Source organism: Prochlorococcus sp. MIT 1300, assembly GCF_034092375.1.
Taxonomy (GTDB): domain Bacteria; phylum Cyanobacteriota; class Cyanobacteriia; order PCC-6307; family Cyanobiaceae; genus MIT-1300.
In genome coordinates, this window is sequence record NZ_CP139302.1 from 1,742,196 (window position 1) to 1,769,004 (window position 26,809).

At 42.3% G+C, this 26,809-nt stretch carries 32 protein-coding genes and 2 tRNA genes; 16 read left to right on the forward strand and 18 right to left on the reverse strand.

The genetic code is table 11. From position 1 onward, the window contains the following. The first annotated feature begins 290 nt into the window (after positions 1-290). The gene (ispD, locus tag SOI83_RS09060) at positions 291-962 is read left to right on the forward strand and encodes a 2-C-methyl-D-erythritol 4-phosphate cytidylyltransferase (RefSeq protein ID WP_320676366.1); all 672 of its coding nucleotides are present in this window, start codon (positions 291-293) and stop codon (positions 960-962) included. Here ispD and SOI83_RS09065 read toward each other — a convergent pair. Both SOI83_RS09065 and SOI83_RS09070 read right to left on the reverse strand, forming a co-directional pair. Beyond that, the gene (locus SOI83_RS09065) at positions 955-1,860 is read right to left on the reverse strand and encodes an LD-carboxypeptidase (protein WP_320676367.1); all 906 of its coding nucleotides are present in this window, start codon (positions 1,858-1,860) and stop codon (positions 955-957) included. The two genes, ispD and SOI83_RS09065, sit on opposite strands and share 8 nt — an antisense overlap. A 3-nt stretch (positions 1,861-1,863) precedes the next feature. Continuing rightward, complete coding sequence (locus SOI83_RS09070; protein WP_320677736.1) at positions 1,864-2,784, reverse strand: 4-hydroxybenzoate polyprenyltransferase; 921 nt, start codon at positions 2,782-2,784, stop codon at positions 1,864-1,866. 97 nt (positions 2,785-2,881) lie between these two features. Between SOI83_RS09070 and SOI83_RS09075 the strand changes: the two genes are divergently transcribed. Continuing rightward, the gene (locus SOI83_RS09075) at positions 2,882-4,546 is read left to right on the forward strand and encodes a Ppx/GppA phosphatase family protein (RefSeq protein ID WP_320676368.1); all 1,665 of its coding nucleotides are present in this window, start codon (positions 2,882-2,884) and stop codon (positions 4,544-4,546) included. A gap of 104 nt (positions 4,547-4,650) precedes the next feature. Here SOI83_RS09075 and SOI83_RS09080 read toward each other — a convergent pair whose 3' ends face one another. The 5 genes from SOI83_RS09080 to petC all read right to left on the reverse strand — a co-directional run bounded on the left by SOI83_RS09080 (position 4,651) and on the right by petC (position 8,692). After that, the gene (locus SOI83_RS09080; RefSeq protein ID WP_320676370.1) at positions 4,651-5,265 is read right to left on the reverse strand and encodes a helix-turn-helix domain-containing protein; all 615 of its coding nucleotides are present in this window, start codon (positions 5,263-5,265) and stop codon (positions 4,651-4,653) included. A 184-nt stretch (positions 5,266-5,449) separates the two neighbouring features. Continuing rightward, complete coding sequence (gene cobM / locus SOI83_RS09085) at positions 5,450-6,220, reverse strand: precorrin-4 C(11)-methyltransferase (protein ID WP_320676371.1); 771 nt, start codon at positions 6,218-6,220, stop codon at positions 5,450-5,452. Then, positions 6,217-7,149 (reverse strand): prolipoprotein diacylglyceryl transferase, encoded by a 933-nt coding sequence (gene lgt, locus SOI83_RS09090; protein ID WP_320677738.1) that lies wholly within the window; start codon positions 7,147-7,149, stop codon positions 6,217-6,219. The genes cobM and lgt overlap by 4 nt, the downstream gene beginning before the upstream one ends. A 24-nt stretch (positions 7,150-7,173) precedes the next feature. Further along, the gene (petA, locus tag SOI83_RS09095; RefSeq protein ID WP_320677741.1) at positions 7,174-8,106 is read right to left on the reverse strand and encodes a cytochrome f; all 933 of its coding nucleotides are present in this window, start codon (positions 8,104-8,106) and stop codon (positions 7,174-7,176) included. Positions 8,107-8,155: 49 nt separating this feature from the next. Then, positions 8,156-8,692 (reverse strand): cytochrome b6-f complex iron-sulfur subunit, encoded by a 537-nt coding sequence (gene petC / locus SOI83_RS09100; protein ID WP_320676372.1) that lies wholly within the window; start codon positions 8,690-8,692, stop codon positions 8,156-8,158. An 87-nt stretch (positions 8,693-8,779) separates the two neighbouring features. Between petC and SOI83_RS09105 the strand changes: the two genes are divergently transcribed. Further along, positions 8,780-9,139 (forward strand): DUF3067 family protein, encoded by a 360-nt coding sequence (locus tag SOI83_RS09105; protein ID WP_320676373.1) that lies wholly within the window; start codon positions 8,780-8,782, stop codon positions 9,137-9,139. Here the strand turns inward: SOI83_RS09105 and tatC are convergent. Together tatC and SOI83_RS09115 are read right to left on the reverse strand one after the other, a co-directional pair. Next, a complete protein-coding gene (tatC, locus tag SOI83_RS09110) occupies positions 9,090-9,824 on the reverse strand; it encodes a twin-arginine translocase subunit TatC (protein WP_320677743.1) in 735 nt (244 codons plus the stop codon). The genes SOI83_RS09105 and tatC overlap by 50 nt on opposite strands. Positions 9,825-9,960: 136 nt before the next feature. Then, positions 9,961-11,682 carry an NFACT family protein gene (locus tag SOI83_RS09115; RefSeq protein WP_320676374.1) on the reverse strand — a complete coding sequence of 574 codons (1,722 nt, stop codon included), beginning with the start codon at positions 11,680-11,682 and terminating at the stop codon, positions 9,961-9,963. 46 nt (positions 11,683-11,728) lie between these two features. On the opposite strand from SOI83_RS09115, the gene gmk reads away from it, so the two are divergent. Beyond that, positions 11,729-12,307 (forward strand): guanylate kinase, encoded by a 579-nt coding sequence (gene gmk, locus SOI83_RS09120; protein WP_320676375.1) that lies wholly within the window; start codon positions 11,729-11,731, stop codon positions 12,305-12,307. Positions 12,308-12,414: 107 nt separating this feature from the next. On the opposite strand, the gene psaJ is transcribed toward gmk, so the two are convergent. After that, on the reverse strand, positions 12,415-12,549 hold the full coding sequence (psaJ, locus tag SOI83_RS09125) for a photosystem I reaction center subunit IX (protein WP_320676376.1): 135 nt from the start codon (positions 12,547-12,549) through the stop codon (positions 12,415-12,417). Between the two features lie 50 nt (positions 12,550-12,599). Further along, on the reverse strand, positions 12,600-13,136 hold the full coding sequence (locus SOI83_RS09130) for a Photosystem I reaction center subunit III (RefSeq protein ID WP_320676377.1): 537 nt from the start codon (positions 13,134-13,136) through the stop codon (positions 12,600-12,602). A 79-nt stretch (positions 13,137-13,215) separates the two neighbouring features. Between SOI83_RS09130 and tsaD the strand changes: the two genes are divergently transcribed. The 5 genes from tsaD to SOI83_RS09155 all read left to right on the forward strand — a co-directional run bounded on the left by tsaD (position 13,216) and on the right by SOI83_RS09155 (position 17,746). Then, entirely contained in the window at positions 13,216-14,286 is a 1,071-nt protein-coding gene (gene tsaD / locus SOI83_RS09135; RefSeq protein ID WP_320676379.1) for a tRNA (adenosine(37)-N6)-threonylcarbamoyltransferase complex transferase subunit TsaD, read from the forward strand. Between the two features lie 41 nt (positions 14,287-14,327). Further along, positions 14,328-14,507: a high light inducible protein gene (locus SOI83_RS09140; protein WP_320676382.1), complete on the forward strand. Its 180-nt coding sequence runs from the start codon at positions 14,328-14,330 to the stop codon at positions 14,505-14,507. A gap of 93 nt (positions 14,508-14,600) precedes the next feature. After that, positions 14,601-15,713 (forward strand): non-hydrolyzing UDP-N-acetylglucosamine 2-epimerase, encoded by a 1,113-nt coding sequence (gene wecB, locus SOI83_RS09145; RefSeq protein ID WP_320676384.1) that lies wholly within the window; start codon positions 14,601-14,603, stop codon positions 15,711-15,713. After that, a complete protein-coding gene (locus SOI83_RS09150) occupies positions 15,694-16,245 on the forward strand; it encodes a DUF1643 domain-containing protein (protein ID WP_320676386.1) in 552 nt (183 codons plus the stop codon). Before wecB ends, SOI83_RS09150 begins: the two co-directional genes overlap by 20 nt. Before the next feature lie 253 nt (positions 16,246-16,498). Then, complete coding sequence (locus SOI83_RS09155; protein WP_320676387.1) at positions 16,499-17,746, forward strand: cation:proton antiporter; 1,248 nt, start codon at positions 16,499-16,501, stop codon at positions 17,744-17,746. On the opposite strand, the gene gltX is transcribed toward SOI83_RS09155, so the two are convergent. Together gltX and SOI83_RS09165 are read right to left on the reverse strand one after the other, a co-directional pair. Then, the gene (gene gltX, locus SOI83_RS09160) at positions 17,699-19,129 is read right to left on the reverse strand and encodes a glutamate--tRNA ligase (RefSeq protein ID WP_320676388.1); all 1,431 of its coding nucleotides are present in this window, start codon (positions 19,127-19,129) and stop codon (positions 17,699-17,701) included. The genes SOI83_RS09155 and gltX overlap by 48 nt on opposite strands. Before the next feature lie 21 nt (positions 19,130-19,150). Continuing rightward, positions 19,151-19,224: transfer RNA gene (locus SOI83_RS09165), tRNA-Asp, on the reverse strand. Between the two features lie 136 nt (positions 19,225-19,360). Between SOI83_RS09165 and SOI83_RS09170 the strand changes: the two genes are divergently transcribed. Beyond that, positions 19,361-19,540, forward strand: a complete 180-nt coding sequence (locus tag SOI83_RS09170; protein ID WP_320676389.1) for a hypothetical protein — start codon at positions 19,361-19,363, stop codon at positions 19,538-19,540. Positions 19,541-19,554: 14 nt separating this feature from the next. Here SOI83_RS09170 and SOI83_RS09175 read toward each other — a convergent pair whose 3' ends face one another. The 3 genes from SOI83_RS09175 to rplS form a co-directional block, all read right to left on the reverse strand. Further along, positions 19,555-19,743 (reverse strand): hyperconserved protein Hcp, encoded by a 189-nt coding sequence (locus SOI83_RS09175; protein WP_006043540.1) that lies wholly within the window; start codon positions 19,741-19,743, stop codon positions 19,555-19,557. Between the two features lie 36 nt (positions 19,744-19,779). Continuing rightward, positions 19,780-19,852 (reverse strand) — tRNA-Trp (locus SOI83_RS09180). Between the two features lie 64 nt (positions 19,853-19,916). After that, positions 19,917-20,393: a 50S ribosomal protein L19 gene (gene rplS, locus SOI83_RS09185; RefSeq protein WP_320676390.1), complete on the reverse strand. Its 477-nt coding sequence runs from the start codon at positions 20,391-20,393 to the stop codon at positions 19,917-19,919. Positions 20,394-20,856: 463 nt separating this feature from the next. Between rplS and map the strand changes: the two genes are divergently transcribed. Further along, positions 20,857-21,696 carry a type I methionyl aminopeptidase gene (gene map / locus SOI83_RS09190; RefSeq protein WP_320677744.1) on the forward strand — a complete coding sequence of 280 codons (840 nt, stop codon included), beginning with the start codon at positions 20,857-20,859 and terminating at the stop codon, positions 21,694-21,696. On the opposite strand, the gene SOI83_RS09195 is transcribed toward map, so the two are convergent. Next, positions 21,693-22,457 (reverse strand): SDR family oxidoreductase, encoded by a 765-nt coding sequence (locus SOI83_RS09195; protein ID WP_320676391.1) that lies wholly within the window; start codon positions 22,455-22,457, stop codon positions 21,693-21,695. The genes map and SOI83_RS09195 overlap by 4 nt on opposite strands. 305 nt (positions 22,458-22,762) lie before the next feature. Here SOI83_RS09195 and SOI83_RS09200 point away from each other — a divergent pair, with 305 nt between their 5' ends. From SOI83_RS09200 to SOI83_RS09220, 5 genes are all read left to right on the forward strand, one after another. Next, a complete protein-coding gene (locus SOI83_RS09200) occupies positions 22,763-23,860 on the forward strand; it encodes a phosphotransacetylase family protein (protein ID WP_320676392.1) in 1,098 nt (365 codons plus the stop codon). A 38-nt stretch (positions 23,861-23,898) separates the two neighbouring features. Next, a complete protein-coding gene (locus SOI83_RS09205; RefSeq protein WP_320676393.1) occupies positions 23,899-24,411 on the forward strand; it encodes a DNA recombination-mediator protein A in 513 nt (170 codons plus the stop codon). A gap of 170 nt (positions 24,412-24,581) precedes the next feature. After that, positions 24,582-25,079 carry a YajQ family cyclic di-GMP-binding protein gene (locus tag SOI83_RS09210; protein ID WP_320676394.1) on the forward strand — a complete coding sequence of 166 codons (498 nt, stop codon included), beginning with the start codon at positions 24,582-24,584 and terminating at the stop codon, positions 25,077-25,079. 17 nt (positions 25,080-25,096) lie between these two features. Further along, the gene (locus SOI83_RS09215) at positions 25,097-25,330 is read left to right on the forward strand and encodes a hypothetical protein (protein ID WP_320676395.1); all 234 of its coding nucleotides are present in this window, start codon (positions 25,097-25,099) and stop codon (positions 25,328-25,330) included. Between the two features lie 138 nt (positions 25,331-25,468). After that, positions 25,469-26,272: a prohibitin family protein gene (locus SOI83_RS09220; RefSeq protein WP_320676396.1), complete on the forward strand. Its 804-nt coding sequence runs from the start codon at positions 25,469-25,471 to the stop codon at positions 26,270-26,272. 53 nt (positions 26,273-26,325) lie between these two features. Here SOI83_RS09220 and SOI83_RS09225 read toward each other — a convergent pair whose 3' ends face one another. After that, complete coding sequence (locus tag SOI83_RS09225) at positions 26,326-26,781, reverse strand: hypothetical protein (protein ID WP_320676397.1); 456 nt, start codon at positions 26,779-26,781, stop codon at positions 26,326-26,328. Positions 26,782-26,809 lie beyond the last annotated feature (28 nt).

The following is a 26,809-nucleotide window of genomic DNA, read 5'->3' on the forward strand; positions in this document are numbered from 1 at the left end:
GCTCCTAGCAAATGGGCCCATTCTACTAGTGAGGTTTGGGACTGAGTTGCGAAAGGAATTACTTTCTCAATTGATTGTAAAAACAGAAAACCTCAGTTGCAGAAGGCTCGCATATAATTTGTCGACGAGCATTAAGCTGTTTGTTTAAGCTCCCTAGTGTAGTTAGCTTTACAAGCTGCTCATCAATAGATCCTGGACTGAGAGCAAGCACACGCATCGAATGAGGTCTTATGAATTATGTAAGTGGATTTGATGAAGAAATCCTCACTATTTACCTGTAGGACTTGAACATGCACCTTTTAATTGCAGCAGCTGGAAGCGGTCGCCGAATGGGTGCTGATAAAAATAAGTTGCTTTTAAATCTCGCTGGTCGAGCAGTCTTAGCGTGGACTTTGGATGCGGCTTTTGGAGCTGAATCAATTCATTGGATTGGAGTAGTTGGACAAAATAAAGACAAAGAGTCAATTATGGATCTAGTGGTTAATACCTCTAAGCCAATTCAGTGGATTGAAGGCGGGGAGACTAGACAAGAATCTGTAAAGCGGGGCTTAGCGGCTTTACCTGCAGATGCAACTCAAGTTCTCATTCATGATGGGGCGAGATGCATGGTTGACCCGGCTTTTTTTGATAAATGTTCGGAGGAGATGTTCTCAGGACAGGCTGTAATTGCTGCAACACCAATTACAGATACGATTAAGCAAGTTGATAGTCATGGCCTTATAGAAACAACACTTGATCGTTCAGTGTTGTGGGCTGCCCAAACACCACAAGGATTTGTAGTTGAAGACTTGAAGAGAGCCCACATTGAGGCGGAGATTAGAGGTTGGAGTGTTACTGATGATGCATCGCTTTATGAGCGACTTGGCTGGCCTGTAAAGGTATTGGAGTCAAGTCCATCAAACATAAAGGTCACAACACCGTTTGATTTGTCTGTTGCTGAAGCACTCCTTGAGATTAGGTAATCAGCTTAAGTAGTCCTTTTGTTCCGTTCAGAAGAGTTTTGTGCCCAAGTGGCATAGCGGCATTTCCACACCCATGTCCGATAGGCAGGTTGCCAACAACAGGAATACCTAGATCGGAACTTCTTTCTTTTAGGACTTCGTCTAGACGGAATGTTTCTTGGGGAGGGATCTCCTCCGGAGCCTCACAATTTAGGAACTTGCCAAAGCCCAACCCAGCAATGGCTTGAAGAATTCCACTAAGTCTCCATTGGGTAAGCATTCGATCTATTCGATAGGGCTCTTCTCCAATATCTTCTAAAACAAGAATTGCTCCTCTAAGGTCAGGAAAATAACGGCTACCAATGAGGTGTGAGGCGACGGTTAGGTTCGCTACTACTAGAGGACCTATTGCTAAGCCATAGCTCCAGGAATCTCCATGAAGATCATTTACTTGTTCTTTGAAAAGGATACTTTTGAGCCTTTCTTTGCTCCAATCAGGCTCTTTGTAGAGGGTTGTTAATAGCGGTCCATGAATACACCCTCCAAAACCAGATGTCAGTCTTGCAAGTAATAGAGATGTCACGTCTGAGAAACCAAGCATCCAGCCTATAGACCAACTTTTTTCTTGGTCGAGTTCAAGTAGTCGGGCTGAGCCCCAACCTCCTCGAGCAAAAATGATTAAGGGAGCATTATTTTTAGCGTGAAGTTCTGAAAAACGGGTTTGATCGTTACCAGCAAGATAACCCCAACGCCTTTTGTAATTCGTTTGAGGACGACAGATTAGGCCCCAACTTTCTAGAACTTTCAATCCTTGTATGATTTCTTCCTCATTATCAATTGCCGAGCTGGCTGCGACAGCTACTACTTCGTCTCCCTGAACTAATGCAGGTGCTGACTTTGTGGGGTCTACAGTTGCCATGCTTTAAATTAGCCGCCCTAAAAATAGCCCTATAAATATCACTCCCCCTAAATAAACTTGATATTGAAAATGTTTACCATAGGGAGTTGTATTCTCATATTCTGAACTTTTAAGTAGAGAAACTGTTCTAATCATTCCAATGCTAGCAACTAACCAGAATGGCCAAAAAAATAAACCAATTCCTGCATGGAAAGCAGCAATCGCTAAGCATATGCATGCAGATATATAGCTTGTTAAGACTACTTTTTTTACCTTTTTACCAAGAGTTAATGCACTGCTTTTTAGTCCAAGCTTTTTATCATCGATTCGATCAGACATTGCATATACAGTGTCAAAACCAAAGGTCCACATCACAGCTGCAAGCCATGTGCCAAGTAAGGGCAGCCCACCAGCAACAATAGATGAAAAAAGATTATGGCCAGGATGATCATTGTTGGGTTGGTTGGCCACCCAGGGAATTAATACTGAAAAACCCCAGCAGATAGCAAGAATTGCTTGGGGATAGCTAAACCATCTCTTAGCAGAGGGGTAGATCAATATTGAAGGTAAAGCTAATAAAGCTAGTTTTAGAACGGATCCTCTTGTTGCTTCTGGCAGGGCTACAACTGAACTTAAGCTCAGAAAAAGCATTATTACTAGAAGTAATGAGGCTGTTGAGACTTTTAGTTGGCCGCTGGCCAACGGTCGGTTTTTAGTTCGAGTAACCAAACCATCAACTTTTCTGTCCCAAAGATCATTGGCTATACATCCAGCTCCACTAATGGCGATGCCCCCAAGAGCTATCTTCATTACCAGGGATAGTTGGGGTGGTGCATTAGGGCTTATCCAAAGGGCCCATCCTGCTGGTATTAGAAGAATTAACCTTCCGCTTGGCCTATCCCAGCGAAGTAATTGGATTAAGGCTGTGATTTGGTTTGGGATGATTCGTTACCTGGAGAACTTTTCTTTGAGAAAGCTAGTCAGGCCGTCTAGCTATTAACTGCTGATGGCAGACTGTTGTAGTTAATGGCAATGGTGTTCCATGTCGGAAGTAGAGCCATTCCATAGAGAGGGCCCTGACACCATTAGTCAGGAGTACAGATTCCTTAAAAAAAACCAAGAGCTGCGTGCTGGTAGTCATTTAATTCAAGTGGCCGCTATTGACATAGGGACTAACTCCACACACCTTTTAATTGCATCAGTAGATCCTTCTTTACATACATTTAATGTTGATCTTGCTGAGAAATCAACCACACGCCTCGGTGAATGTGACCTGGATACTGGAAATCTCAGTGAAGTCTCAATGCAGAGAGTTCTTGATGTCCTGAAACGCTTTAAAGAGTTAGCTGATAGTCATCAAGTTGAACAATTAATTGTTACAGCTACAAGTGCTGTTAGAGAGGCTCCAAATGGATTATTTTTTCTAAAGAGGATTGATGATGAGCTGAATTTAGCCGTTGATCTTATTAGTGGAGCTGAAGAAGCAAGGTTGATTTATCTTGGAGTTCTCTCTGGTAAGTCATTTGGAGAGCGCCCTCACTTTTTATTGGACATAGGTGGTGGATCGACAGAATTGATTTTGGCAGATGAGATTGATGCAAGAGCTCTCACTAGCACGAGAGTAGGGGCTGTACGTTTGCAAAGAGATTTCATTAAAGAAGAGCCAATATCTATTAATAGACGAAAATTTTTGAAAACTTTTATACAAGGCTCTATGGAGCCTGCTATAGACAAAGTATTAAGTCGAGTTAATTCAGAGGATAGCCCTGTGATGGTAGCTACTAGTGGAACTGCAATGGCGATAGGTTCTTTGATCGCTGCCGAAGAAGAACATCCACCTGTGAAATTACATGGATATTCACTGTCGGTTAACCAGGTGGAAAGGCTAATAGAAAAGCTTGTAGAAATGACGCCTGAAGATAGGAGATCTTTAGCCGCAATTAATGATAGACGTGCTGAAATAATTGTCCCTGGAGCATTAATTCTTCACACGACTATGAAAATGCTAGGAGTTAAAGAATTGACCCTTAGTGAGAGGGCTTTGAGAGAAGGTTTAATAGTGGACTGGATGCTAAGGCGTGGATTATTAGAAGACAGATTTAATTTCCAACGTAGTATTAGAAATCGTACAGTTTTACATCAGGTCAAAAGGTTTCGAGTTAATACTGTTCGAGCTGAGAGAGTGGCAAAGCATGCAATGTCAATTTATGACAATACTTTTGGGGCTTTGCATGATGACAAGGGCTTTGGAAGGGAGCTTTTGTGGGCTGCATCAATGCTCCATTCTTGTGGACTACATATCAATCGAACTGCATACCATAAGCACTCTTGGTATTTAATTCGTCATGGAGAGTTGCTTGGCTATTCTCATAGAGAGCATTTGATGGTTGCAGGAATTGCTCGTTATCATCGTAAAAGTTTGCCCAAGAAACGTCATGAAGCTTGGCAAGTTTTAGCAAGCAAGAGTGATAGGAAGCTTGTTTTAGAAATGTCTTTGATTTTGAGGCTTTCTGTGGCTTTAGATCTTCGACCTGAACCAGCAGCAATTGATATAAATATAAATAAGATGAAGCAGAAAATCATCATTCAGTTGATAGCTAAAGCTGAGTCCAATGATCTAGGACTGGAGCAGTGGAATTTAGCTAGTTGTAATCCTATAGTTAAAGAATTGACAGGACTTGAACTTGATATTCAGGTGAAAACTTAATGGTCAGCGATCTTGGCCTGAGACTTTTTAGAAACAGGTTTTAGTTTTTAATCAATTGTGGTCATTAGGCCGTTGAATTATTTGAAAAGATTTATATATCGAATTTAATTCAAATCTTTTTTGTTATTAAGGAACTGGGTTACCTTGTTTAGTAGTTTTTTGGATGTAATTTCTTGCTCCCTTGAATTGATTTGGTCTATTTTCTTTGGGGCAGGATCAGGAGTCATATCTTTATAACCTTTGAGGTCGCTATTTGAGTTCAATATAGATAGCCCTACGCCTGTAAAAGTCACTCCTACCAGACCAGCAAAAATGGAGATGCTTGTTAGGAATTTTTTATGTGAAATTGGTTTAGGTATAGATTTTTTATTGGTAGGGCTTGTTGCTGTTTGAAGTGGGGGTGACAGCTCAGTTGAGGCTAGTTCGACTTTTTTATCAAGTTGTTTAATAAGTGGTGTCGCATCTAGATTTAGCCGATCAGAGACTCGGCGAACCATTGCCTTTATAAATACTGTTTCTGGCAGCAAGTCTTGTTCTCCATTCTCAAGTGCAAGTAATTGCTCTTTCCCAATCCGAAGACTTTGGGCGATACTCCCTGCGTCCAATTTTTGTTCAAGGCGAGCTTCTCGAAGTACTGCTCCCACCGCAATTAGTGGGTTTGACTCACCTTTGGGAGAAGTTTGCTCAGGCTGTCTGTTTGGAAGGCTCTCGGAAGTCAAGGAAACTTTTTTAGAGCTTTGAGAAGAACTTAGTCCTAATGAGAGCTTTTGTCAGCGTTTTGGACCAGTTGCCGACCGCCGTCATTGGTAATTTTGTTACATTTACAAATGATTAATATAACAATAATGCCTGAAATAAGGAGATGGCAGATTTATATACAGACTAACTCCTCTGAAGATTGAATTACTCCTCAGCTTTATTTGCCTTCTGTCTAAATAAATGACTGTGAGTTTGATCATATAATTTCGATCTACAGTTACTTTTAGTGAGTGCGGGACTTATTACATAAAGAGTTGTTCTAATTAACCCACGTTCTTTTGATACTTCTGCCATTTGCCTTAAAGGTACAATCTGTAACCATTGATCTGGCCAGCTAACTCTATAACCAATAGCAACAGGTGTATCTGATGGGTAGTGGATTTGAAGTAGTTTTTGCACATCTTCTACATGCCTAGCACTTAGATATAAACAAAGCGAAGCTCTTAATGCTGCAAGGTTCTCTATTTGTTCTCTCTCTGGAACTCCTGTTACTCCCCCAAATCTACTGAGAATAATTGTTTGTACAACACCAGGAATAGTTAGCTCAGCCTGAAGCGATGCAGCAGTTGCCTGAAATGCACTTACTCCAGGGACGACTTCAATCTCGATACCAGCATCAGCTAGGCCGCAGATTTGTTCAGACAGTGCACCGTATAAACAAGGATCTCCATCATGGAGGCGAACAATGTTTTTACCTTTTTGAAATCTATCTGTTAATAGTTTAAGGATTTGTTCAAGAGTTAATGAGCTTGTTCGTATCTTCTCGCATGATCTAGGTGCTAAATCTACAATTTCTGGAGAGACAAGTGAGTCGGTCCAAATCAGCACTTCGGCGTTTTCTATGCGATTTTTTGCACGAATGGTCAAAAGGTCTTTAGCCCCTGGGCCAGCTCCTACTATTGAAATTTTTTTCATTCAGCCTCTGATTTATAACGGAGAGGTTCAGGGAGTCTCCTTTTTCTTGCAAATAGCCACCAAATGCCAAGAGCTCCTAGTCCCATAAGAAACATGCTTATTATCTGGGCTATTCGAAAGCCCCCAGCACATAGTGGTTGTGAAGAGAATAAGCAAAGAGGGTCTACTCGTAGACTTTCTATCCACACTCTGCCGAGGCTATATCCAAATATGTAAATGCAGCTTATTGATCCGCTGGGAATTTTTACTTTATTCCTTAGACCTTGTTTAAATAAGCCTAGAAGTATTATAAATAATATTAGATCCCAAATTGATTCATATAAAAATGTTGGGTGAAAGAATTGATTGTTTATGTACATATTGGGTCTTAGAATTGTAAATGAATCTGGATCGATTTTAGGTATGAACAATTTCCAGGGAAGGTTTGTTGGGATTCCGAATGCTTCTTGATTGAAGAAATTACCCCAACGCCCAATTGCTTGCCCAAGAGCAACTGAGGGAACTATTAAATCCATCAACTCCCAAAAAGATTGTTTCCTTTGCCTGCAAAAAAGAATTATTGCCAATGACCCTGCAATAAGTGCACCATGGATAGCTATGCCTCCTCCCCAAATTTCTAATGCTCTTGGTATGGGAATATTCAACTCAAAGAAATTTAAATTGCCCCAGAAATTTTCTGCGGAATATTGCTTCCATTCAAACGCAACGTAATAGGCCCGCGCTCCAATTATTGAGGCAACTATTAGACCTGGAAGTAAGTCGTTTAGAAGCTCATCATCTAAGCCTTTGAGTTTTGCTAGTTTTCTTGAAATATTTAGACCTATTATTACAGAAAATGCAATCAAAAGGCCATACCACCTTAGGGAAAAAGAGCCTATCCTTATTAAGACTGGCCCTGGAGATTGAAAAGTCGCTAAGAAAGCGTCAATCAATTTTTAATTTCCTCTTTTAGGTTAAATACCTTCTGCTGCTTGAACTTTTTCCACTTGCTTTTTCTTCAGAACAAGTAATACTTGGGCAATGGAAACTGCTGCAAAGAAGGCAAGAAGGCCATATATTCTTGCAGGATTTTGTAGCACTACTTCTGCGTCAAGTTGCCCAAAACCACCGGCATTTGGGTCAATGGTGAAGGGGCTGCCAGCCTGAACTGTGTCACCAACTTTAACAACTAATTCTGGTCCTACAGGAATTGTTTCTTGGATTTCTTCCCCAGAGTCTGTTTGTACTGTGATAAGAGTTGTTCCGTCTTCAGCAGGTGTAATGGCAGAAACTTTACCTTGTTCGCTGGAAGTAAAGATGCTGTTATTACTTTTTTCACCCGTTGGATAAACCTGGCCACGGCCTCTGTTGCCTCCTACATGAATTGAATACTTCCCAAAGTGAATGTTGTCATCAGTTGCCGGGTTAGGTGAAAGGATTGGGAAGACAATTTCTTTATTGTTGTCACCTGGAAGTGGGCCTACAAGAATTATGTTGTCTTTTTCCTCGCTATAGGGGGTGAAATAAACCCCTTTGGTTTCTTCCTTGATTTCATCTGTCCAGCGATCTTGAGGCGCAAGCTTGAATCCATCTGGGAGCATTACAACTGCTCCTACTTGAAGAGGAACATTGCTTCCATCTGCACCAATTTCAGTTAGGTCCTTTTTATAAGGCACCTTTACTGTTGCTTTGAATACGCTATCTGCTCTAACCGATTGAGGGACTTCGGCCTGAGTAGTCATCTTGGCAAGATGACAGTTAGCGCAAACGATTTTGCCAGTCGCTTCGCGAGGATTCTCATAGTTCTGTTGAGCCCAGAAGGGATAAGCCCAGCTGCTTGCAGGCGATATGACTATGAAAATGGTTAGGAGAACGGGGCCGAGGAGCAGAGAAAAGAAGCGACGCATGGAGCGATTAGAGGTAAATGGGTCAGAAAGAAGTTGGCCTAGAAATTTGTCAGGTCCACCAAGCCTTTTCACCAGTTCGAAAGTCTGTTTCGGTCCATTGGCTAACAAAAACATTGTCATTCTCTACAGAGACATTTGCAAGTGCAAGAGATAGTGGGGCAGGACCTCTCACAACCTTCCCTGTTGGCGCGTATTGACTTCCATGACATGGACAAATGAATTTATTGGCTCCACTGTTCCAAGGCACGACGCAGCCAAGGTGAGTGCAAATGGCATTAATTCCATAACTGCCAATAGCCTCAGGGCCTTCAACAATTAGATAAGTAGGGTCTCCTTTAAGACCCTGAACAAGGCTTCGATCACCGGCTTGATGATTTTTCAGCCATCCACTTGCTGTAACTGGATTGCCAAGTTCGTCTTTGGCACTAGTTCCGCCGCCACTCCCAGCAGCTCTTGGAGGAATGAAGTAATTGACCACTGGATAAAGAGCACCCAGTGCAACTCCAGTGAGAGAGCCAAAGGTGAGCAGGTTCATGAACTGCCTGCGTCCCATTGAGGGCACATCGCTAGTGGGCATTTGTGTCATTACAGATGTTCAGTCTTTGCTCAATGATGCCCATTATGGACTGTGGGGGGTCCGTCACGCTTTGCGATGACTGGGGTTTTTAAGACCTTGAAAACTAATTCAGTGATTAATTCAATTCAGCCTGGAAATTCTGGTCCTTTAGAAGTCGATGAAGTGATCAATTGTTTTCGCAATCGTTGGCAATCAACCTATGACGTCCAATTGGTTGTGAGGAGTAAGAGGCTTTATTTTCAAGTGATGTGGGCATATCTAGAGCAGCAGTCCTTCCCAAAAACTAAAGAAACTTATATTGCAGATCTCCAGAACGTTGTTGAGGTGGTTAACCGGTTAGGCGTTTCTGCAGAGGTGCGTGACTGGTTATGGAATACCCCTAAGAGACCACGACTTGGCAAAGCAATTAGCCTTCATTTGAAGGCGACTCAGGCTCTAGAGGAGTTTGTTCTTTGAATTGATCTGCAAGAGCGACTAGTCCTACTCCCACAAGGAAAAGAGCACCTATAGCTCCTGTTAGTAGGAGCATTGTTATTGGATCAGTTGAGGGGGTTAACACAGCTCCAGAAATTGCTGCAATCATTACTACCCAACGCCATGATGAGAGCATTTGTTGCCAACGTACTAATCCCAGAACGCCTAAAAGCATTTGTAAAACTGGCAATTGAAACGCTAATCCAGTTGCCAGCATTAAAAGGAGAACAAAGTCGAGATATCTTTCAATAGACCAAATTGGCTCGACTACATCGGCGCCATAACTTATTAGGAACCGCAAGGCTGCTGGTACAAGGGCCCACCAGGCGAAGATGATTCCAATCGCAAATAAAATTGCTGAGCCTGCAACAGCAGGGGCAATTAAACGTTTTTCACGCCTGGTAAGCCCTGGTAAAACAAACGCTAGTGCTTGGTAAAGCATGTAAGGCAGGGCAAGAGTTAGACCTGCATATCCAGCAACCTTTATTGAGACGAATAGGAACTCTCCAGGAGCAAGTTGAAGAAAACGAATAGACCCGGCAGGAGCCTCTAAAACTCGAACTAGTGGCTTGATAGCTACTAGAGATACTGCTGCTGCTATCACTACAGATAGCAAGCTGCGCAAAATCCTTTGTCGGAGCTCCTCCAGGTGGTCAACCAAAGGCATTGTTTTGTCTTGATTAATCCCCTCTGTTTTTGAACTCCCTTGAACCTGAATTGGGGGAGGGGGAGGCAGAGGAGAATCTTCTTGATGATTCGGAATTGTCAGAAAAGGCAATATTGATATTTCCTTAGGCTAGGAGTTAATTCGTCGAGAGATAGTTTTTGCCTCGATCTGGTTTTGCCCAGAACACTTCTCCTCCTCGGTGGGAGATCGTTCCAGGTCCTGCCTCTGGAATTCCTCTCAGTTGCTTTGTAGGGACAGCTATTACAGCAACCTTTTGGTTCCCTTTTGCTTTGCTGAAATATGCAGCAAGATCAGCTGCTAACTGAATGTCCTCATCTTGGGGTAAGCCCGCAGATGATTTAAGGACAACATGACTACCAGGACATTCTTGTGCATGAAACCAAAGGTCCCCAGGTTTTGCCTGTCGCAGACTTATAAAGTCATTTTGAAGGTGATTTCTGCCAATTTGAATCACCAAACCTCCAGCGGTTTTAATTTCTAGGGGTTGATGTTTAAGCTTCGTCTGAGTACTGTTTCGACCAAATCTTTTTTTTGTTCTTGACAGTAATGTTTCTAACTCTTGTTGAAGATCAAGAAGCTTATTTATTTTCTCCAAGTTATTTTCCAGCTTCTTAATCATTAGATCTTCAAGGAAGGCTTCGCTACCTGAGATCATTTCTATTCTCCTTTGATGATAGACAGCCCTGTCTTGTAATATTGGAATTGATCGCCTAAGTTTTTTGGCTCTCTGGAAAAGTTTCTGAGATTTTATAATGATTTCCTTGCTTGGTGAGGGCAGGCAAAGTAAACGATTTGCTTCTTTTTGGATTGACTCACTTTCTGAGGTGACTCCAAGCTTGGTTTTGATTCTATTTAGTTTTTCCTTTTCCGCTATCTGGTAGGCAATAATTTTCTTTTTTAGCTCATCAGAAAGTTGATTGATTTTCTTTTTTTCAAGATATTCTTTATAGTAAATTCCTAATGAAAGGCTGATGTCTTTTTCTTGATTAATACATTCATTTTCAGCAGTCCATACCATGTAACTTGTTGGCCCATGAAAGGAAAGTTGAAAGTTCTCTTTTTCAAGGTAACTTAGCCATATACGCCATCGACTATAGATTCGCTCCCATTTTTCTTCTGTTAGCTCATTAACTGAAGAGAGCAGCAGTTTTTGCGATTCATTTCTGTCGTCATTAACTAATTGGTGGGCAAGGCTAGGGCTAATGCCTTGATAACTATCTTGAAAGGCTTTTTTCAGAGAGCTTGGAGTTAGGCAGAGCCTTTCTTTCCATTCTTTCATCGATTCTTTTATAGTAGGCTTTATACCCTTTAGCGCAGGGGGAGGTACATATAAATCGCCTGTGCTTATGGGACGAATTCTTGATTTGTTTATTCGTATTTGCCTGCCAATTGTTATGACCTTATGCTCTTGGTCTAGAAGTATAAGATTGCTGTGCCTTCCCATTACTTCAAGAATTAAAATCCTATCTATACTTTCGCCCGGTCGTTTCGCAAATTTGAATTCAATTACTCTTTCAAAGTCTTTTTGATGAACTTCCAGTAAGGCTAATTGACTTAGGCTGTATTGTATTTGTTGCGCAAGTGTGCTTTGAGATTTTGACTTTATAGGTGTTGGAATAGTCACAAGGCGAGGTGCTTCTGCTTGCCAACTAAGTTCCAACCATGTCAATCCTTTTAATGTTCTTAGCCCAATATTTAAGGTGCATGAATCAGGCTGTTGTGCTTTTTCGAATCGGCTTGGCACTATTCTTTGACGCAGTTCCGCAACCACTGCCCGAAGGGTTGTCAGATCCATTGGTTGGAGGACTTCCTTGACCATTGATTCGGTAAAGGCCATAGACCGATCTAGCCTTCTTAGTCTGCACTCCCATTTGATTTACAGCATGACTGCATCAGGAGCGAAAGCAAGACTTACTTTGATTACAGGCCCTAGTGGGGTAGGGAAGGGATCTCTAGTAAAGAAATTGCTGCAACGCCATGTAGGAATTTGGCTTTCTGTTTCAGCAACTACTCGCATTCCTAGAGCAGGAGAGGTTGAAGGACAGCATTATTTCTTTTTAAAAAGAGATGCCTTTGAGAAGATCGCAAGTACTGGAGGCTTGATCGAATGGGCAGAGTTCGCTGGAAACTTATATGGAACGCCTCGAAAGCCAGTAGAGGAAAAATTAGCTAATGACAATCCGGTTTTACTCGAAATAGAACTGGAAGGGGCTAGACAGGTTCGTAAAAGCTTTCCTGAAGCATTTCAGATTTTCCTTGCGCCTCCAAATTTTCAGGAGTTGGAGAGTCGGATCCGAGGAAGAGCGACTGACTCAGAAGAAGCTATTCAACGTAGATTGATTAGAGCTAAAGAAGAGATGAATGCAAGGAATGAGTTTGATGCAGTTGTGATTAATGATGATCTTGAGATAGCTCTTGGGGAAATTGAGAAACTGATGGGATTTGAATTTGAAAAAAAATAATTTCTAAAAAAAGAGGTCAGTCTGATAAAAGACTGACCTCTTTTTTAGTTCAAATTGGTTTGGACTTTTTAAACTTTCAAACTTTCAATGTAGTTGAAAACTTAATTTCACCCACCAATTCCGCCTGACATTGGGTGGAAAAGTAGATCTGGGTGAAAACGGTTGAACTCAATAAGGTATCCAGCCGTAATGGTGATCCAAACTGCAGCAACTACATGAGCTGATCGAAAAATCTTAGGCATCGTATTTGGAGAGATGAGGTTGGAATTTTGGGTTGGTTTTTGTGACTATCTCACCGAGGAGAGACTGTGACGTTGTTGTCACTCTCAAGAAGAGACCCTGGTGTTCCAGAAGCTTTTCTAGCCTCTTTGTCTGCTTCAAGGGGCCACATGGCTCCTTTGATCAAGGAAGAGCGAACTAAGTCGAAATCGATAAAAATCTCTTTGTCAGCTGGATCCTTAGAAGCTTTAGAAGCTTTCAGATACTCTCTGCCAGACCAGCCAATGATTCCAGCAACGTAGAGAAAAATATGTCCGGGAATAAGTACGTCGCCCTCATGGCCGCGTAGAAAATTCCAGGAGAAAGGCTCAATGGTTGGGGTAATTATTAGATGGGGTAGCCCATCCTCACCACAAACTGCTTTGCTGTATCGATCAAACCTGGCTACTGCCTGAGCATTTGATGCGGCACTAGCACGCTCTTGAAAGCGGGCATTTTCTGAGCAAGGGGTGAGTCCGCCATGTGAGGGCGCAATGTTTTCAGCTTTAACAACTGGTGCAAAGCCAAAAACAAGCAAAGCGGAGAGCACGACTGCGAAGAGACGACGCATTAGTTGGATTCCTGTTTAAGCCTGCCCCTTAACAAGGCAGGAAGGCACAGGTAAAAGTTAGAGGAGATATGACCTAAAGATGCAAAGAGTGCTTGCCCTCGAAACAAGTTGTGACGAGTCGGCCGTTGCAGTGGTTCAGCTTCAGGAAGGTGAAATCGAGGTTTTGGCTAATTTCATAGCATCTCAGGCGACCGAACATGCCCGTTGGGGAGGGGTGGTTCCTGAAATCTCTTCGAGGAGACATTTAGAAGCTTTGCCTGATTTAATTGCGAAAGCGTTAAACGATGTTCGTCTTCCTTTAAGTGCTTTTGATGCAGTTGCTGCGACAGTTGCACCTGGCCTGGCAGGGGCTCTTATGGTTGGTTCTGTGACAGCAAGAACGCTTGCTTCACTCCATTCGTTACCTTTCTTAGGCATACATCATTTAGAAGGACATATTGCTTCTGTTTCTTTAGGGGATAAACCTCCTGAACCGCCTTACATGGTGCTTTTGGTTAGTGGAGGCCATACAGAGTTAATAGAAATGAAGGTGGATGGAAGTCTCGAACGGCATGGTCGGAGTCATGATGATGCTGCCGGAGAGGCTTTTGACAAGGTTGCTCGTTTACTGGGACTCTCTTATCCAGGCGGCCCTGCTATTGAATCTGCTTCTTATGGCGGTGACTCAGAAAGATTTGTTCTTCCTAAGGGCAGGATTTCACTTCCAGGGGGTGGGTTCCATCCCTATGACTTCTCCTTTAGTGGCTTGAAAACCGCAATGCTTAGAAAGGTGCAGGAACTAGAAACCAAATCGGGGCACCTGCCTATAAGTGACCTTGCTGCAAGTTTTCAGAAAGTTGTTGCTGAAGTCTTGGTAGAGAGAAGTATTCGTTGCACTTTGGATCAAGGACTTAAAACTCTAGTAATGGTTGGAGGAGTTGCTGCAAACTCAAAATTGAGAGAATTAATGCAAGAAAGGGCTGGAATTGAGGGGATAGAAATTTCCCTTGCCCCAAAAGCCTTTTGTACAGACAATGCCGCAATGGTGGGCGCGGCGGCTTTAAAACGATTAGAATTAGTCTATTGCACCAGTTCACTGGAACTGGGAGTTGCTCCACGTTGGCCTCTTGAGCAAGCTAATGACTTTTACAAGCAGAAACCCCCATTTTGAATATTTTTATTTAATCGCTTCAAGTTAGTTGAGGTATTTTGATGGATTCTGAAACTCCGATTCACACCTCTCAATTAGGTAAGCCTGTGAGCAGTGGCGAGTTGAACTCATGGCGACGTGGATTCACTCCTCAGGCTGAGATATGGAATGGAAGAATGGCGATGTTTGGCCTTGCTGTAGGCCTTTGCTTTTTGTTCACTTGGCGTTTGTTTTTTAGTTGAATAAATAACAGGAAAATAGAATACTGAAAATTTATCTTTGACTAGAAAGCCTTTAAAATGCATATCTTAAATTTAAGTAGGTTTTAGTTCCTTATGTTTAGTCTGCCTCGCGTTACCATCGTGTTGGGCACTCGCCCCGAGGCAATCAAACTTGCCCCAGTAATTAAGGTATTTCAGGCTTGCAAAGTTTTTAGTACACGAGTTGTTCTTACTGGTCAACATCGAGAAATGGTTGCTCAAGTAATGGATCTTTTTGGTTTACAAGCCGATCATGATCTTGATTTGATGAAGCCACGGCAAAGTCTTACTCATGTAACTTGCTCAGCGCTTAAAGGACTTCGAGACGAATTTCGAAAGTTTCCTGCAGATTTGGTTTTGGTTCAGGGCGATACATCCACTGCCTTTTCAGCTGCATTGGCTGCTTTTTATGAACAGATACCTGTTGGTCATGTAGAGGCGGGATTGAGAACTGAGAATTTGATGGACCCTTTTCCTGAGGAAGCTAATCGACGTTTAATTTCTCAGATCGCTAGTTTGAATTTTGCACCTACTGCTCTTTCAGCATCTAATCTTACTTCTTCGGGGGTAATAGGTGATGTTTTTATAACAGGCAACACTGTTATAGATGCACTTTTGACTATTGCTGAAATTGCAAAGCCTATTGATATTAAAGGTGCAAATTGGGAAAATCAAAGAGTCATTTTCACTACTGTGCATAGAAGAGAGAATTGGGGGGACAAACTTATTGGCATAGCTGATGGAATCAGCAGAGTCCTTGATTCTCATCACGACGTATCATTGTTGCTGCCTCTTCACAAAAATCCAATAGTTAGGGAGCCCCTAGAAAAATATTTTGGTAATAATTCCAAAGTTTTTTTGACTGAACCCTTGTCTTATGACCGCTTAGTAGCTGCGGTTAAAAGGTGTTGCTTGCTTCTGACAGATTCTGGTGGACTGCAGGAAGAGGCACCAGCTTTGGGTAAGCCTGTTTTAGTACTAAGAGAAACAACTGAAAGGCCTGAAGCAGTTGAAGCAGGAACGGCAGTTCTAGTTGGTACTCAGCCTGAGAAGATAGCCTCTATTGCGAATAATCTTCTGAATGACCCTAATGCATATAACTCCATGGCAAGGGTGGTCAATCCTTTTGGGGATGGGAAGGCTAGTAGACGCATACTGAAGGCTTGTCGTGGATTTCTCAATATCTAAAGCGAGTTTTAGTAATTGTGGCCATTACAGATGGGTTTTAAAGCGTTCTTGGGATAATCGAAAGAAGAAAATTATTTTTGTTGGGTTAAACCCCTCTAAGGCTGATGCGTCTAAGGAAGATCCAACCCTTAGGCGGCTTATAGGATTTTCGGATTCTTGGGGATACGGTTGTCTTGTGGTGGTGAACTTATTTGGTCGAGTCAGCAGTTCTCCACTTTCTCTTAGGCAATGTAAGGATCCAATTGGATTAGAAAATGATCAATATCTCACCAGGTTGATTAAAAAATGGTCTTCAAGTGCCAAATGGGATCTTTGGCTTGGTTGGGGTGAAGGAGGTACGTGGCGGGGACGTCATTTTGACTTAATTGACTTGATTGCAAGCTATATGCAGGAACGTATTTGCTCGGTTCCATATGGGTTAGGTCCAATGGCTTTAGGATTGACCGCAAAAGGACACCCTCGACATCCTTTATATATTCCTAAAGGAACTTTTCTGAAGCCTTACCCTATTTCTATTAGCACTTACAAGTAGCCATTCTTGGAGATAGAACTTTTGAAGACTTAAGAAATTTTAATTGCTTGCAACTTTCAAGATGGTTTTAAAAAGATTCTTTAGAGTTCATACAAGAAAGATGTTCATTCGACTTCCTTGTTTAGTTTTTAATAGGTATAAAGTGAGATCATTAATGCCTTCTGGTTTGAGGTTTGGTTAACGTGCACCCAGAAAAAAACCAGGAAGCCTATTTATACCTTCCTGTCATTGCAATTAATTTTGTCAACTGTTTATGACGCCTGAGCGGTTAGGTCTGCTATGGGGTATCACCGTCTTTGCAGGCGCAGGTGCACGACTTTTGGCGGCCTTAACAGGCTTGCCAGGAGTAGTGCTTTTATTGTTATCTGGTTTGCTCATTGGACGTTCTGGCTTTGGGTTGGTAGAGCCATTGGATCTGGGACAGGGACTGGAAACAATTGTTGGCCTGTTAGTAAGTCTTGTTCTTTTTGATGGTGGTCTAAACCTTCGTCTTCCTGGGGAGACCATTAAGAACACAGTTTTGCGAATTTCAGTAATTCGCCTTGTGGTTTCTTTGGCAGCAGGTTTGTTGGCTGCGCATTGGCTGGCCGGATTGGGTTGGTCAGTTGCAGCTGTATACAGTGCAATTGTTCTTGCTACTGGACCAACTGTTGTAACTCCGTTGGTACAACAAATTCGTTTGGCGTCGCCTTTGGGTGATGTTTTAGAGGCAGAGGGCTTGGTTTTGGAACCAGTAGGAGCAGTTTTGGCCCTACTGCTTTTGGAATTATTGCTTGGAGATTTGCATGGTTGGAGAGAAGTCGCTTTTGGCCTTTTGGCGCGGCTTGGGGGAGGCGTGCTTATGGGTTCAGCAGCTGGTTGGCTTCTTTCTGAGGCACTACGTAGAGTCAAACCTGATCGGTCCGTTGGGCTGAGATTGCAAATCACATTGGGTGTTCTGTTTCTTCTGTACGGGATTTGTGAATGGCTTTTGCCTGAGTCGGGTTTGCCTGCCTCAGTCGCTGCAGGGGTTGTGGTTGGACGTAGGCCGGCTACTGAAGCAAACCAATTGGATCTTCTGATTAGAGAACTTGCAAGGCTGGCTATCACTATGCTTTTCCCCTTGCTTGCAGCAGATGTATCTTGGGCAGAACTCAGCCCATTGGGGTGGGGTGGTGTCACCTGTGTGTTGACATTAATGGTGATAGTTAGGCCTGCTGCAGTTAGTTTGGCGACTTTTGGGTTGCCCTTAGACCTAAGACAGAAATTGTTTTTAGGTTGGTTAGCTCCTCGGGGAATCGTTACTGCAGCTGTTGCTTCATTGTTTTCAATTCGCCTAGAGCAAGCAGGGATCTTGGGTGCAGGGCGGCTTCAAGGTTTGGTGTTCTTAACCATTTTGATGACAGTGGGTATTCAAGGGTTAACAGCTCAGCCATTAGCTAGGGCCCTTGGATTATTGGCTCCAGAAGATTCTTCAGAGGAAGCGCCTGAGTCTGGTTCGATCCTTCCCGGCCCTAGCTAGTAGTCCCCAAGTAGTTATTAAGTCAGGACCTTGTAAGCATCCAAGAAGGGCAGCTCTAAGACTTTTCATGACTACACCTTTCTTTACTCCTGCAGATTCTGCGGCAACTTTTAAAAGCTCTTTAGCCTTTTGATTTTCCCTGCCATCCCAAGGATTTTTCTCAAGTTCTTGCAGAAGACCTCTAATAGATTGTTGCCCCTCATTTGTTTGAAGTTGCTTTGATCCATCAGGGAGGAGATTTGGCTCCTCGAAAAAAGGCCGAGACAGTTCTAATCCATCGGTAAGTAGCGTAAGAGAAGGGCTGATCAACTCCAAAAGGTCTTTGCTCCAGGACTTATCTGGTATCTCCCAGCCAGCTGCAATCCAAAGAGGAATAATCTCCTGTAGTAGTTTTTCCGGAGACCATTCATGTAAGACTTGCGCGTTTAACCAGTTCAGTTTGTCCCAGTCAAATTTAGCCCCAGCTTTATTAACTCTTGAGAAGTTGAAGACGGAAGAGACTTCTTTCAGACTAAACCTTTCTCCCATTCCTTCTGGTGCCGACCACCCAAGAAGTGTCATGTAATTAGCTAGTGCCTCGGATGTATATCCCATGTTTTTAAATTCGCTTATAGAGGTAACTCCATCTCTTTTAGAAAGTTTTCTACCCTCTGAATTTAGGATTAAAGGGGTGTGAGCAAATTCAGGGATTTGAATGCCTAAAGCTTTATAAATCAGTATTTGTTTTGCAGTATTAGAGATGTGATCCTCTCCTCTGATTACATGTGTAATGTTCATTGAGGCATCATCAATTACTACAACAAGGTTGTACAGAGGATCTCCTATCTCATCAGCTTGGGCACGTCTTGCAATGACCATGTCACCTCCAAGATCTGCTCCTTTCCAACTCATGTGGCCTCGGATGAGATCATCCCAGGCAATTATGGATTGTTCTTCTATGCGGAATCTCACCACAGCCGTTCTTCCCTCGGCCTTAAAGGTTGTTTCTTCTTTATTAGATAAATTTCTATGGCGGTTGTCGTAGCGAGGCGGCTGACCGCGAAGTTTTTGAAGCGTACGCATTTCAGCAAGTTCTTCTTCCGTGGCATAGCACCGATAGGCAAAGCCTTGGTCTAGTAATTTTTGGATCCCTTGTTTGTGTTCTTTAACGCGCTCGCTTTGGATAATTGGGGTTTCGTCCCAAGAAAGGCCAAGCCATTTCAGACCTTCAAGAATATTTTCTGTGAACTCAGGCTTAGATCTCTCTTTATCTGTGTCTTCAATCCGAAGAAGGAACTTTCCCCCTTCATTGGCAGCAAAAAGCCAATTGAACAATGCCGTTCTGGCTGTACCTATATGGAGCGTACCTGTAGGACTAGGAGCGAGCCTTACTCGGACCTTCACAATGCTTCTCTCTATTGATAACGGGACCGACGGGGTTCGAACCCGCAACTTCCGCCGTGACAGGGCGGTGCTCTAACCAGTTGAACTACGGTCCCAGGGTTATTGATCCATTAGTCAGCTGACCAGATGGATTGCCCTTTTGTCGACAAAGCGACCAAAGAAGTATCAACCTATGCCCTGCCCTCCGTCAACTTCAAGGTGTTTTCTGTGATTTCTGTCAGTGTTTAGCCAATGGCATTAAATGCAGAAAAAAACAGTTTTGAGGCTTTCTTGGGCCGTATAAGAACCTACATTCATTTAATGAATTTCTTAGGTGGCTTAAAAATTGAAAAAATATTTTTCATTAAAATCTTCTCTTGCTCGACTTTTGCAAGAGTTGATGAGCGTTTTAAAGGGTTGTTGGCGATTTGAGGGGAATTATTCCCTCAAGGTCTGAAACCTGCTGGCTCAATAAGTCTGACTTGATTACCTCGTGCAGTGAATTCGCGGCCTTGATCGCTTTGGACCACAACGCGACCACCAGATTTGACTCGTATAACGCGTGCACGAACCCAACCGAGAGCGGCTGACTCGAGCACCTTCACGACATCACCAGGTTGAAGATCCAACTCCATTCTCAAAACTAGGAAACTGCAGGAAGGGGCATCGGACGCGCCGTGGAGGACTCGAACCCCCGACATCAGGTTTTGGAGACCTGCGTTCTACCAACTGAACTAACGGCGCATGGGATTTGTCTCGTGAAAAATCGCCAGAGACGACGGCATTTGGATTGAACGAGGCCGTAACCTCAGCGGTCGAAGCGCTGCTTAACGCGGGTGGCTTTGCCAACCCGCTCCCGCAGATAGAAAAGCTTCGCCCTACGGACTTTACCGCGACGCTCAACTTTTATGGAAGCAACCTGCGGGCTATGCAGCATGAATATACGCTCTACTCCAATTCCTTGGAAGATCCGACGAACTGTAATGGTTTCATTTAGCCCTCCATTGCGTTTAGAGATAACCACTCCTTCATAGGGCTGAACGCGCTCTTTGTTGCCCTCGCTAATTCTGACGCCAACCTTGACAGTATCTCCAACATAAATTTCAGGAAGGCTGTCTTTTTGCTGGGCTTGTTCGAATTCCCTTACAAGATCAACTCCACTGACCTTTGCTGAATCCAGCGTTTTAGTTTTAGAAGCCACCTCTGAGGAATTGGCCGACTCCTTCTCAGGTGCTTTCTTACTTGTTTCCTCCTGAATGGAGGTGTCTTTTGAATCAGCAGCCATCCCAGATCAAAATTATTTCACCAAACGACAATTGTAACTGCTCATTAATCCATCTATGAAAGTTTTGCACTTCTTGCTTTGGCGAGAATTGTCTCGACTATCAGGTTTGAACCTGTATGAGCATCAAGATCAGCTCAAGGGCATTGATGAAAACAAAAACGACTTCTCCTTTAGCCCCAGGTAACTAGCCTTAATGAATTGCCATTAATCAATCAACTTGGTCTCCAGAAAGCTTCCCGCAGTTTTTAGGGAATAGGTCTGCCCTGCCTTAGGAGAGACTGACTAGAAGAGGGGGGAGAATCGCAAATGGAATTAGTCATAGATGGAGTGAATGGCTTGTTTGAACCAACTCATCGAGACCCTGTTTTGCTAATTGTTGAGAATGATGAGAGGGGTTATTGGACTTAATGTGAATGATGACCAACAATTAGCAGTAGATAGTTTTAGTTTTCACCAAGGCAATATGAAACTCTTTGCTGATTTGCTGGCTGCCAGCTCCTCAGGTCGTCTGGACTCTGCAGGGCCATCAATACAAAAACGCAGGGGAGTCGAAATTAAGTCTGCAAGAGAGGTCGAAATCATGCGGAAGGCTAGTGAAATAGTCGCCACAGTATTGAGAGAGATCAACTTAATGGCTGAACCTGGTCTTAGTACTGGTGATTTAGATGCTTTTGCGGAACGACGTATACGCGAAATGGGGGCTGTCCCAAGTTTTAAGGGTTATCACGGTTTCCCTGGGAGTATCTGCGCAAGTATTAATGATGAAGTTGTGCATGGGATTCCCAGCAATAAAAGAATTATCCGAAAGGGTGATTTACTCAAGGTAGATACAGGTGCATATTTTGATGGCTATCACGGAGATAGTTGCATCACAATATGTATTGGAGATGTCCCTTCTCCTGGTGACAGATTGAGTCGTGTTGCTAAAGAAGCTTTAATGGCAGGACTCTCAAAAATTAAAGCTAATAACACTCTTTTAGATATTGCGGGAGCAATTGAGGATCATGTTTTAAAAAATGGATTTAGTGTTGTAGAGGATTACACTGGCCATGGGGTAGGACGTAACCTTCATGAAGAACCTTCCGTATTTAATTTTCGCACTAATGACCTGCCTAATCTAACTCTTAGACCGGGCATGACATTGGCTGTTGAGCCTATATTAAATGCTGGTAAAAAGGATTGTCGGACTCTTAAAGATAGATGGACTGTAGTTACTAAAGATAAAAGTCTTTCTGCTCAATGGGAGCATACAATCTTGGTTACTTCAGATGGTTGTGAGATACTTACGGATAGAGGTGATTAGAATTCTGAATTTTTTTCTTTTAATTCAAGGCTAGATAGAGACCTTGTGTATATAGACCTAATAAGCTCAACCAATGGCATTATTATATATGTCAAAGGATTTGGCGTAACTATTATTAAGTTCAGCCCTAGTCCAGCTTGGAAAATGATTTGATCAGCTACCCAGTTGGAGGGCATTACTCCTATTGGGTTCAGCTTAGATCGAAAAGGACCAAGGATTAATTTTCTGACTCTAATGGATTTTCTTTTTTGATTGCTTAAGTTATTCCAGTAAATACTTACTAAATTTCCTAGCAATCTTTTGCTTAGTTCATAAGCAGGACTTAAGGCTGGCTGGATCTCGGCTTCGGATGTATTTACCCATATTTCACGGCTTCTATCTTGATGATTTTGTGTAAGGTTGGCTTGTTCAAATAATTCAATCAATCTCCAACTGCTTAGTGCATTAATCTCAAGAGCACTATTTATATCAGCAGGACTTTGTTTCCCTTTTGGATTTACCCCATGATTTAAAATAAGTATGTCTAGCTTTTTAAGAGTCTCTTGTAGTAATTGCTCTTCCCCACATTCCCATTGAATCCATTCTTGAGGCCCTTGATGTTGAGCCTTAAGTTGTAAAGCTGACCCATGAGTTAAACCTATTACAAAAGCACCTTTCTCTTGAAGTTTTTTGCTAAGTGCTGAACCTAATTCACCTGTGGCACCTGTTATGCCTATTCGACATCCTTCCAGTTTATTTTTATCAAAATAGGAATGCTTCAATGTTAGCATCAACCTTCAAGTTGACTTTGAGTTTCTTGGAAGAAAATTCAGGCAGTTGTGAAATGCGCTTTGTCTCTTGAGTCTGGGATTACAAACCATTATGTGTGATAGTACTTGAGCAGGCATGACAAAGGTTGAAGATGCTGCAATAGGTTTTGTAGTCAACCGCTTAGAGGGAGAGCGTTAATTTAGACCTTCTACTGATTACTCAAGCTGTAGTTTGGTCCTTAAGAGCTTTTTAGGGATTGAGGAGTTTGAAGTTAATGTCTAAAATTTGTGGAGGTTAATGGTTAGGGAGTCCGGTCATGGGCAAGACCTTGATGATCGGATCATGTGAGCCTTTTAGTGGTAAATCTGCCCTTGTGCTTGGGATAGCTCGTCATATCCTTGCTTCTAATCAAGGAATAAGGTTTGGGAAGCCTTTGGCTACGAGCATTGAGAGGATTGAAAATAGAGAAGGCTGCCCTAATCCATTAATTGATGATGATGTTCGTTTTGTAGGCGAGACCCTTGGACTTGGAGAAGAAAACCTCATTCCTTCTCTTCATTTACTGGAGCCAGGTAAAACAGATGTTCGCCTTCAAGAGGCCAACCTAGATGCTGGGAAGCGATTTGATGAGTTTTGCGAGAAGCTTCTTGCTCCTTTTGAAGGGGTCACACTTCTAGAGGCAGCTGGAAGCCTCCATGAAGGACTGTTGTTTGGTCTAAGTCTTGATCAACTGGCTGTTGGTCTAGATGCGCAAGTTTTGCTTGTGCATCTATGGGAAGACAGTAGGAGTGTTGATGCCTTACTAGCTGCTAGGGATCAGTTGGGAGAAAGATTGTTGGGTATTGTCTTGAATGCGGTAACCCCTGATGAAGTAGAAGATATAAAGACATCAGTGACACCTTGTTTGGATGCTCTTGGGATGAGAGTTTTTGGTGTCATGCCAAGATCACCCTTGCTTCGGAGCGTAACTGTTGGAGAGTTGGTGAGAAGGCTCAAAGCCAGAGTTATTTGCTGTTCTGAAAAACTCGAACTGATGGTTGAGACATTGAGTATTGGGGCTATGAATGTCAATTCAGCCATGGAGTTTTTTCGTAGACGTAGGAATATGGCTGTTGTAACAGGCGCTGACCGTACTGATATTCAGTTAGCCGCTTTGGAAGCTTCTACTCAATGCTTAATACTTACAGGCGCTGGAGAGCCATTGCCTCAACTAATTAATAGGGCCGAAGAGCTAGAGGTGCCATTGTTGAAGGTGGATACTGACACTTTGGCCACAGTTGAGGTTATAGAGCATGCATTTGGTCATGTTCGTTTGCATGAAACGGTTAAGGCCACCTATGCATTCAGGCTGGTTGACGAGCATTGTGACCTTAAAAGTCTTTTTGAGATTCTCGAAATTTCCTGCAGTATTTAAGAACGCTGCTAGCTTCAAAAAAGTTGTTTGGGATTTCCTTGAGTAGGTCTCTGGATGTTCCCGAAGTAAATCGTATAGACACCCTTGCTCAGGAGCTTGCTTTACTGCAAGACAAGGGTAAGAGACGAATTGCTTTTCTAGGTAGTAGGCACGTTCCAGTGGTGTCTATACAAATCGTTGAACTAATTGCGAGATCTTTAGCCCAACAAGGTCATTCTTTGATCACTTCTGGCTCACAGGGGGTGAATGCTGCAGTGATAAGAGGGGTATTAGAAGTTGACCCTTCACTTTTGACTGTTTTGCTGCCTCAAAGCCTCGATAGGCAGGTCCCTGAAATCAGGGATCAGCTGGCAATGGTTTTGCACTTAATTGAGAAAGCCGAACATGATGACTTGCCTTTACCTATGGCCAGTAGTTTGTGTAATCAAGAAATTATTAATCGTTGCGATCAGTTAATTTGCTTTGCCTTTCACGACAGCGAGACTTTATTAAACAGCTGTAGAAGTGCTGAGGATATTGGTAAAATTGTTAGCCTTTTGTTTTTTGACTGAACTTATCTAAATCTGGTTTTTTGCGATTTTTCTCTTGAAATAAACAAACCTAGACTATCCTTTTTGATATATTTCCTTATGCCCGCATAGACTTGATGGAAAAGGAAAAGACTATAAAATAATGATAAATGAGGGAATTTTAAGCTTCCTCAAGTCAAACCTCTTTCCCTATGGCAGATACTTATTCATTTGATGTTGTTTCTGACTTTGACCGTCAAGAGTTAGTAAATGCCTTAGATCAATTGAGAAGAGAGGTTGGTCAGCGATATGATCTAAAAGATTCCAATAGTGAGGTCCTGCTTGAGGAATCCTCAATTATTATTTCTACTGCTAGTGATATGACATTGAAGGCGGTTGAAGATGTATTAAGGCAAAAAGCTACTAAGCGGAATCTTTCCTTGAAAATATTTGACTTTCAATCTGTAGAGGCTTCTGGTGGCAATCGGGTTCGACAAGAGGTCAAGCTTAGAAAGGGGCTTAGTCAAGAAATGGCAAAGAAGTTAAGCAAAGTTGTTCGTGAAAAAATTAAGAAAGTTAGTGTTTCTATTCAAGGTGAAAGCCTTAGAATTGTCGGTAAAAGTAAAGATGACCTTCAGTCTGCTATTGCTCTCTTGCGGGAGCAAGAAGAAGAATTTGATATACCTCTTCAATTTGAAAATTACAGATAAAGTTCTTGCTAAAATAATTGAGTTTTAATTCATTGGATAAAGATAGTTTAGAAGCTATTGAATCAGTTGTCGCAAGAGCTATTTCTCTTGCGGGTCAGCCCCCTAAAGATGTCGAGCGGGCTTGTTGGTTGGCTGTACATGAATACTGCCATGGGTTTATGCCTTCTGAATATGATATTCGTGAGACCGATGAAGACTTCTATCTTGAAGTGCTTGCAAAAGTTCGTTTAACTATTCAGATTGACTTTTAGTTGAAGTGTAATCCTTTAGCGATTTGAGTCTCATTCAGGCGGAGTGCTAGTGCTGCAACCCAGCTTGAATTAAAGAATGGGTTTGTTCATCACATCTTGCGGCAGTTCTCAATATTATGAAGTTACTAACTTTTGGTTATGACTACTCCTTTTCGCAACGTTACCCCTAATGGTCCCTCGGGGTCAGCAACACTCCTATTAGCCCTATCATTTACTGGTCTTCTCCTTCTAGCGCAATGCCTTTTCATTGTGCCTGCTGGACAGGTTGCTGTAGTCACCACCTTGGGGAAAGTCAGTGGTGGGTCTAGGCGCCCTGGGCTGAACCTAAAAATACCTTTTCTTCAGTCCGTTTATCCCTTTGATGTACGCACTCAAGTGAGACCAGAGAAGTTTGCAACACTGACCAAAGATTTACAAGTAATTGAAGCTACAGCAACGATTAAATATGCAGTAAAACCTACTGAAGCGGGAAGGGTTTATAGCACGATTGCCTATAACGATAGAGAAGTTTATCCTCGAATAATACAACCTTCTTTGCTAAAGGCTTTAAAGTCAGTTTTTTCTCAATATGAGTTGGTTACTATTGCAAGTAAGTGGAGCGATATATCTGAGATTGTAGAAAAAACTGTGGCCGAAGAGCTTGATAAGTTCGACTATGTTGACGTTCGCGGTCTTGATTTGACTGGACTTGAAATTGCTGAGGAGTATCGTGCAGCTATTGAGCAAAAACAGATAGCTGAGCAGCAACTTCTTAGAGCACAAACTGAAGTTAAAATCGCAGAGCAAGAAGCCTTAAGATATGAAACCCTTACTCAGAGCCTTGATGACCAAGTTTTATTCAAATTATTTCTAGATAAATGGGACGGAAAAACCCAGGTTGTGCCTGCTTTGCCAGGAAGCAAGAGCTCGGGAACACCAGTAATAGTAGGAGGGAAGAGATAAGTTTTTTTGATTTATAAATTACGTCCAAAAACTTATTATATTACTACGATTAATTATCTTTTTGTTCCCCAGAAGATATTTCTCACTAATGAATAAGCTAAAGTGAATAAAAGCAGAAATAAAATAAAGTTGATTATTAATGCTATGCCCCCTAATGTGAAGATGAAGCTTAAAACAAATAAAACTATTAATGAGATTGAGGAGATTATGCGTTTTAGGCGTTTCTTCCAGTGAGATCCATTTAGTCTGTCCAATTCTTTAAGAACTTCCTGTTGAGCTTTAGAAAGACTATATATGTCTCTTGCATGCCATTTTGCTGATTCTCTAGCTGTTATGAAACTACTTTTTCTTTGAATTTCCCCAAAGAGGCCTCTTGGTTCTGTTATATATGCTTTTAAAAGGACTTTGAGGGAGAGAATGAGGTTGTTTTTTGCATAGTCTATTTCCCTTTGTATTTGTTTAACCTCTTCTTCAAGTACTTCCTTCGAACGATATTTATTTCCATGCATGTCATCAGTCTTGATAATTGCAGTATGG

Coding starts and splice junctions, on each gene's coding strand:
- SOI83_RS09065 (WP_320676367.1), bottom strand. CDS start 1,860: ATGGCAACTGTAGACCCCACAAAGTCAGCACCTGCATTAGTTCAGGGA.
- map (WP_320677744.1), top strand. CDS start 20,857: ATGAAACTCTTTGCTGATTTGCTGGCTGCCAGCTCCTCAGGTCGTCTG.
- wecB (WP_320676384.1), top strand. CDS start 14,601: ATGTTTAGTCTGCCTCGCGTTACCATCGTGTTGGGCACTCGCCCCGAG.
- SOI83_RS09200 (WP_320676392.1), top strand. CDS start 22,763: ATGGGCAAGACCTTGATGATCGGATCATGTGAGCCTTTTAGTGGTAAA.
- SOI83_RS09155 (WP_320676387.1), top strand. CDS start 16,499: ATGACGCCTGAGCGGTTAGGTCTGCTATGGGGTATCACCGTCTTTGCA.
- tsaD (WP_320676379.1), top strand. CDS start 13,216: ATGCAAAGAGTGCTTGCCCTCGAAACAAGTTGTGACGAGTCGGCCGTT.
- SOI83_RS09130 (WP_320676377.1), bottom strand. CDS start 13,136: ATGCGTCGTCTCTTCGCAGTCGTGCTCTCCGCTTTGCTTGTTTTTGGC.
- petC (WP_320676372.1), bottom strand. CDS start 8,692: ATGACACAAATGCCCACTAGCGATGTGCCCTCAATGGGACGCAGGCAG.
- SOI83_RS09175 (WP_006043540.1), bottom strand. CDS start 19,743: ATGGAGTTGGATCTTCAACCTGGTGATGTCGTGAAGGTGCTCGAGTCA.
- SOI83_RS09140 (WP_320676382.1), top strand. CDS start 14,328: ATGGATTCTGAAACTCCGATTCACACCTCTCAATTAGGTAAGCCTGTG.
- rplS (WP_320676390.1), bottom strand. CDS start 20,393: ATGGCTGCTGATTCAAAAGACACCTCCATTCAGGAGGAAACAAGTAAG.
- SOI83_RS09220 (WP_320676396.1), top strand. CDS start 25,469: ATGACTACTCCTTTTCGCAACGTTACCCCTAATGGTCCCTCGGGGTCA.
- gmk (WP_320676375.1), top strand. CDS start 11,729: ATGACTGCATCAGGAGCGAAAGCAAGACTTACTTTGATTACAGGCCCT.
- cobM (WP_320676371.1), bottom strand. CDS start 6,220: ATGAAAAAAATTTCAATAGTAGGAGCTGGCCCAGGGGCTAAAGACCTT.
- SOI83_RS09075 (WP_320676368.1), top strand. CDS start 2,882: ATGTCGGAAGTAGAGCCATTCCATAGAGAGGGCCCTGACACCATTAGT.
- SOI83_RS09170 (WP_320676389.1), top strand. CDS start 19,361: ATGGCATTAAATGCAGAAAAAAACAGTTTTGAGGCTTTCTTGGGCCGT.
- psaJ (WP_320676376.1), bottom strand. CDS start 12,549: ATGCCTAAGATTTTTCGATCAGCTCATGTAGTTGCTGCAGTTTGGATC.
- ispD (WP_320676366.1), top strand. CDS start 291: ATGCACCTTTTAATTGCAGCAGCTGGAAGCGGTCGCCGAATGGGTGCT.
- petA (WP_320677741.1), bottom strand. CDS start 8,106: ATGCGTCGCTTCTTTTCTCTGCTCCTCGGCCCCGTTCTCCTAACCATT.
- tatC (WP_320677743.1), bottom strand. CDS start 9,824: ATGCCTTTGGTTGACCACCTGGAGGAGCTCCGACAAAGGATTTTGCGC.
- SOI83_RS09210 (WP_320676394.1), top strand. CDS start 24,582: ATGGCAGATACTTATTCATTTGATGTTGTTTCTGACTTTGACCGTCAA.
- SOI83_RS09115 (WP_320676374.1), bottom strand. CDS start 11,682: ATGGCCTTTACCGAATCAATGGTCAAGGAAGTCCTCCAACCAATGGAT.
- SOI83_RS09225 (WP_320676397.1), bottom strand. CDS start 26,781: ATGCATGGAAATAAATATCGTTCGAAGGAAGTACTTGAAGAAGAGGTT.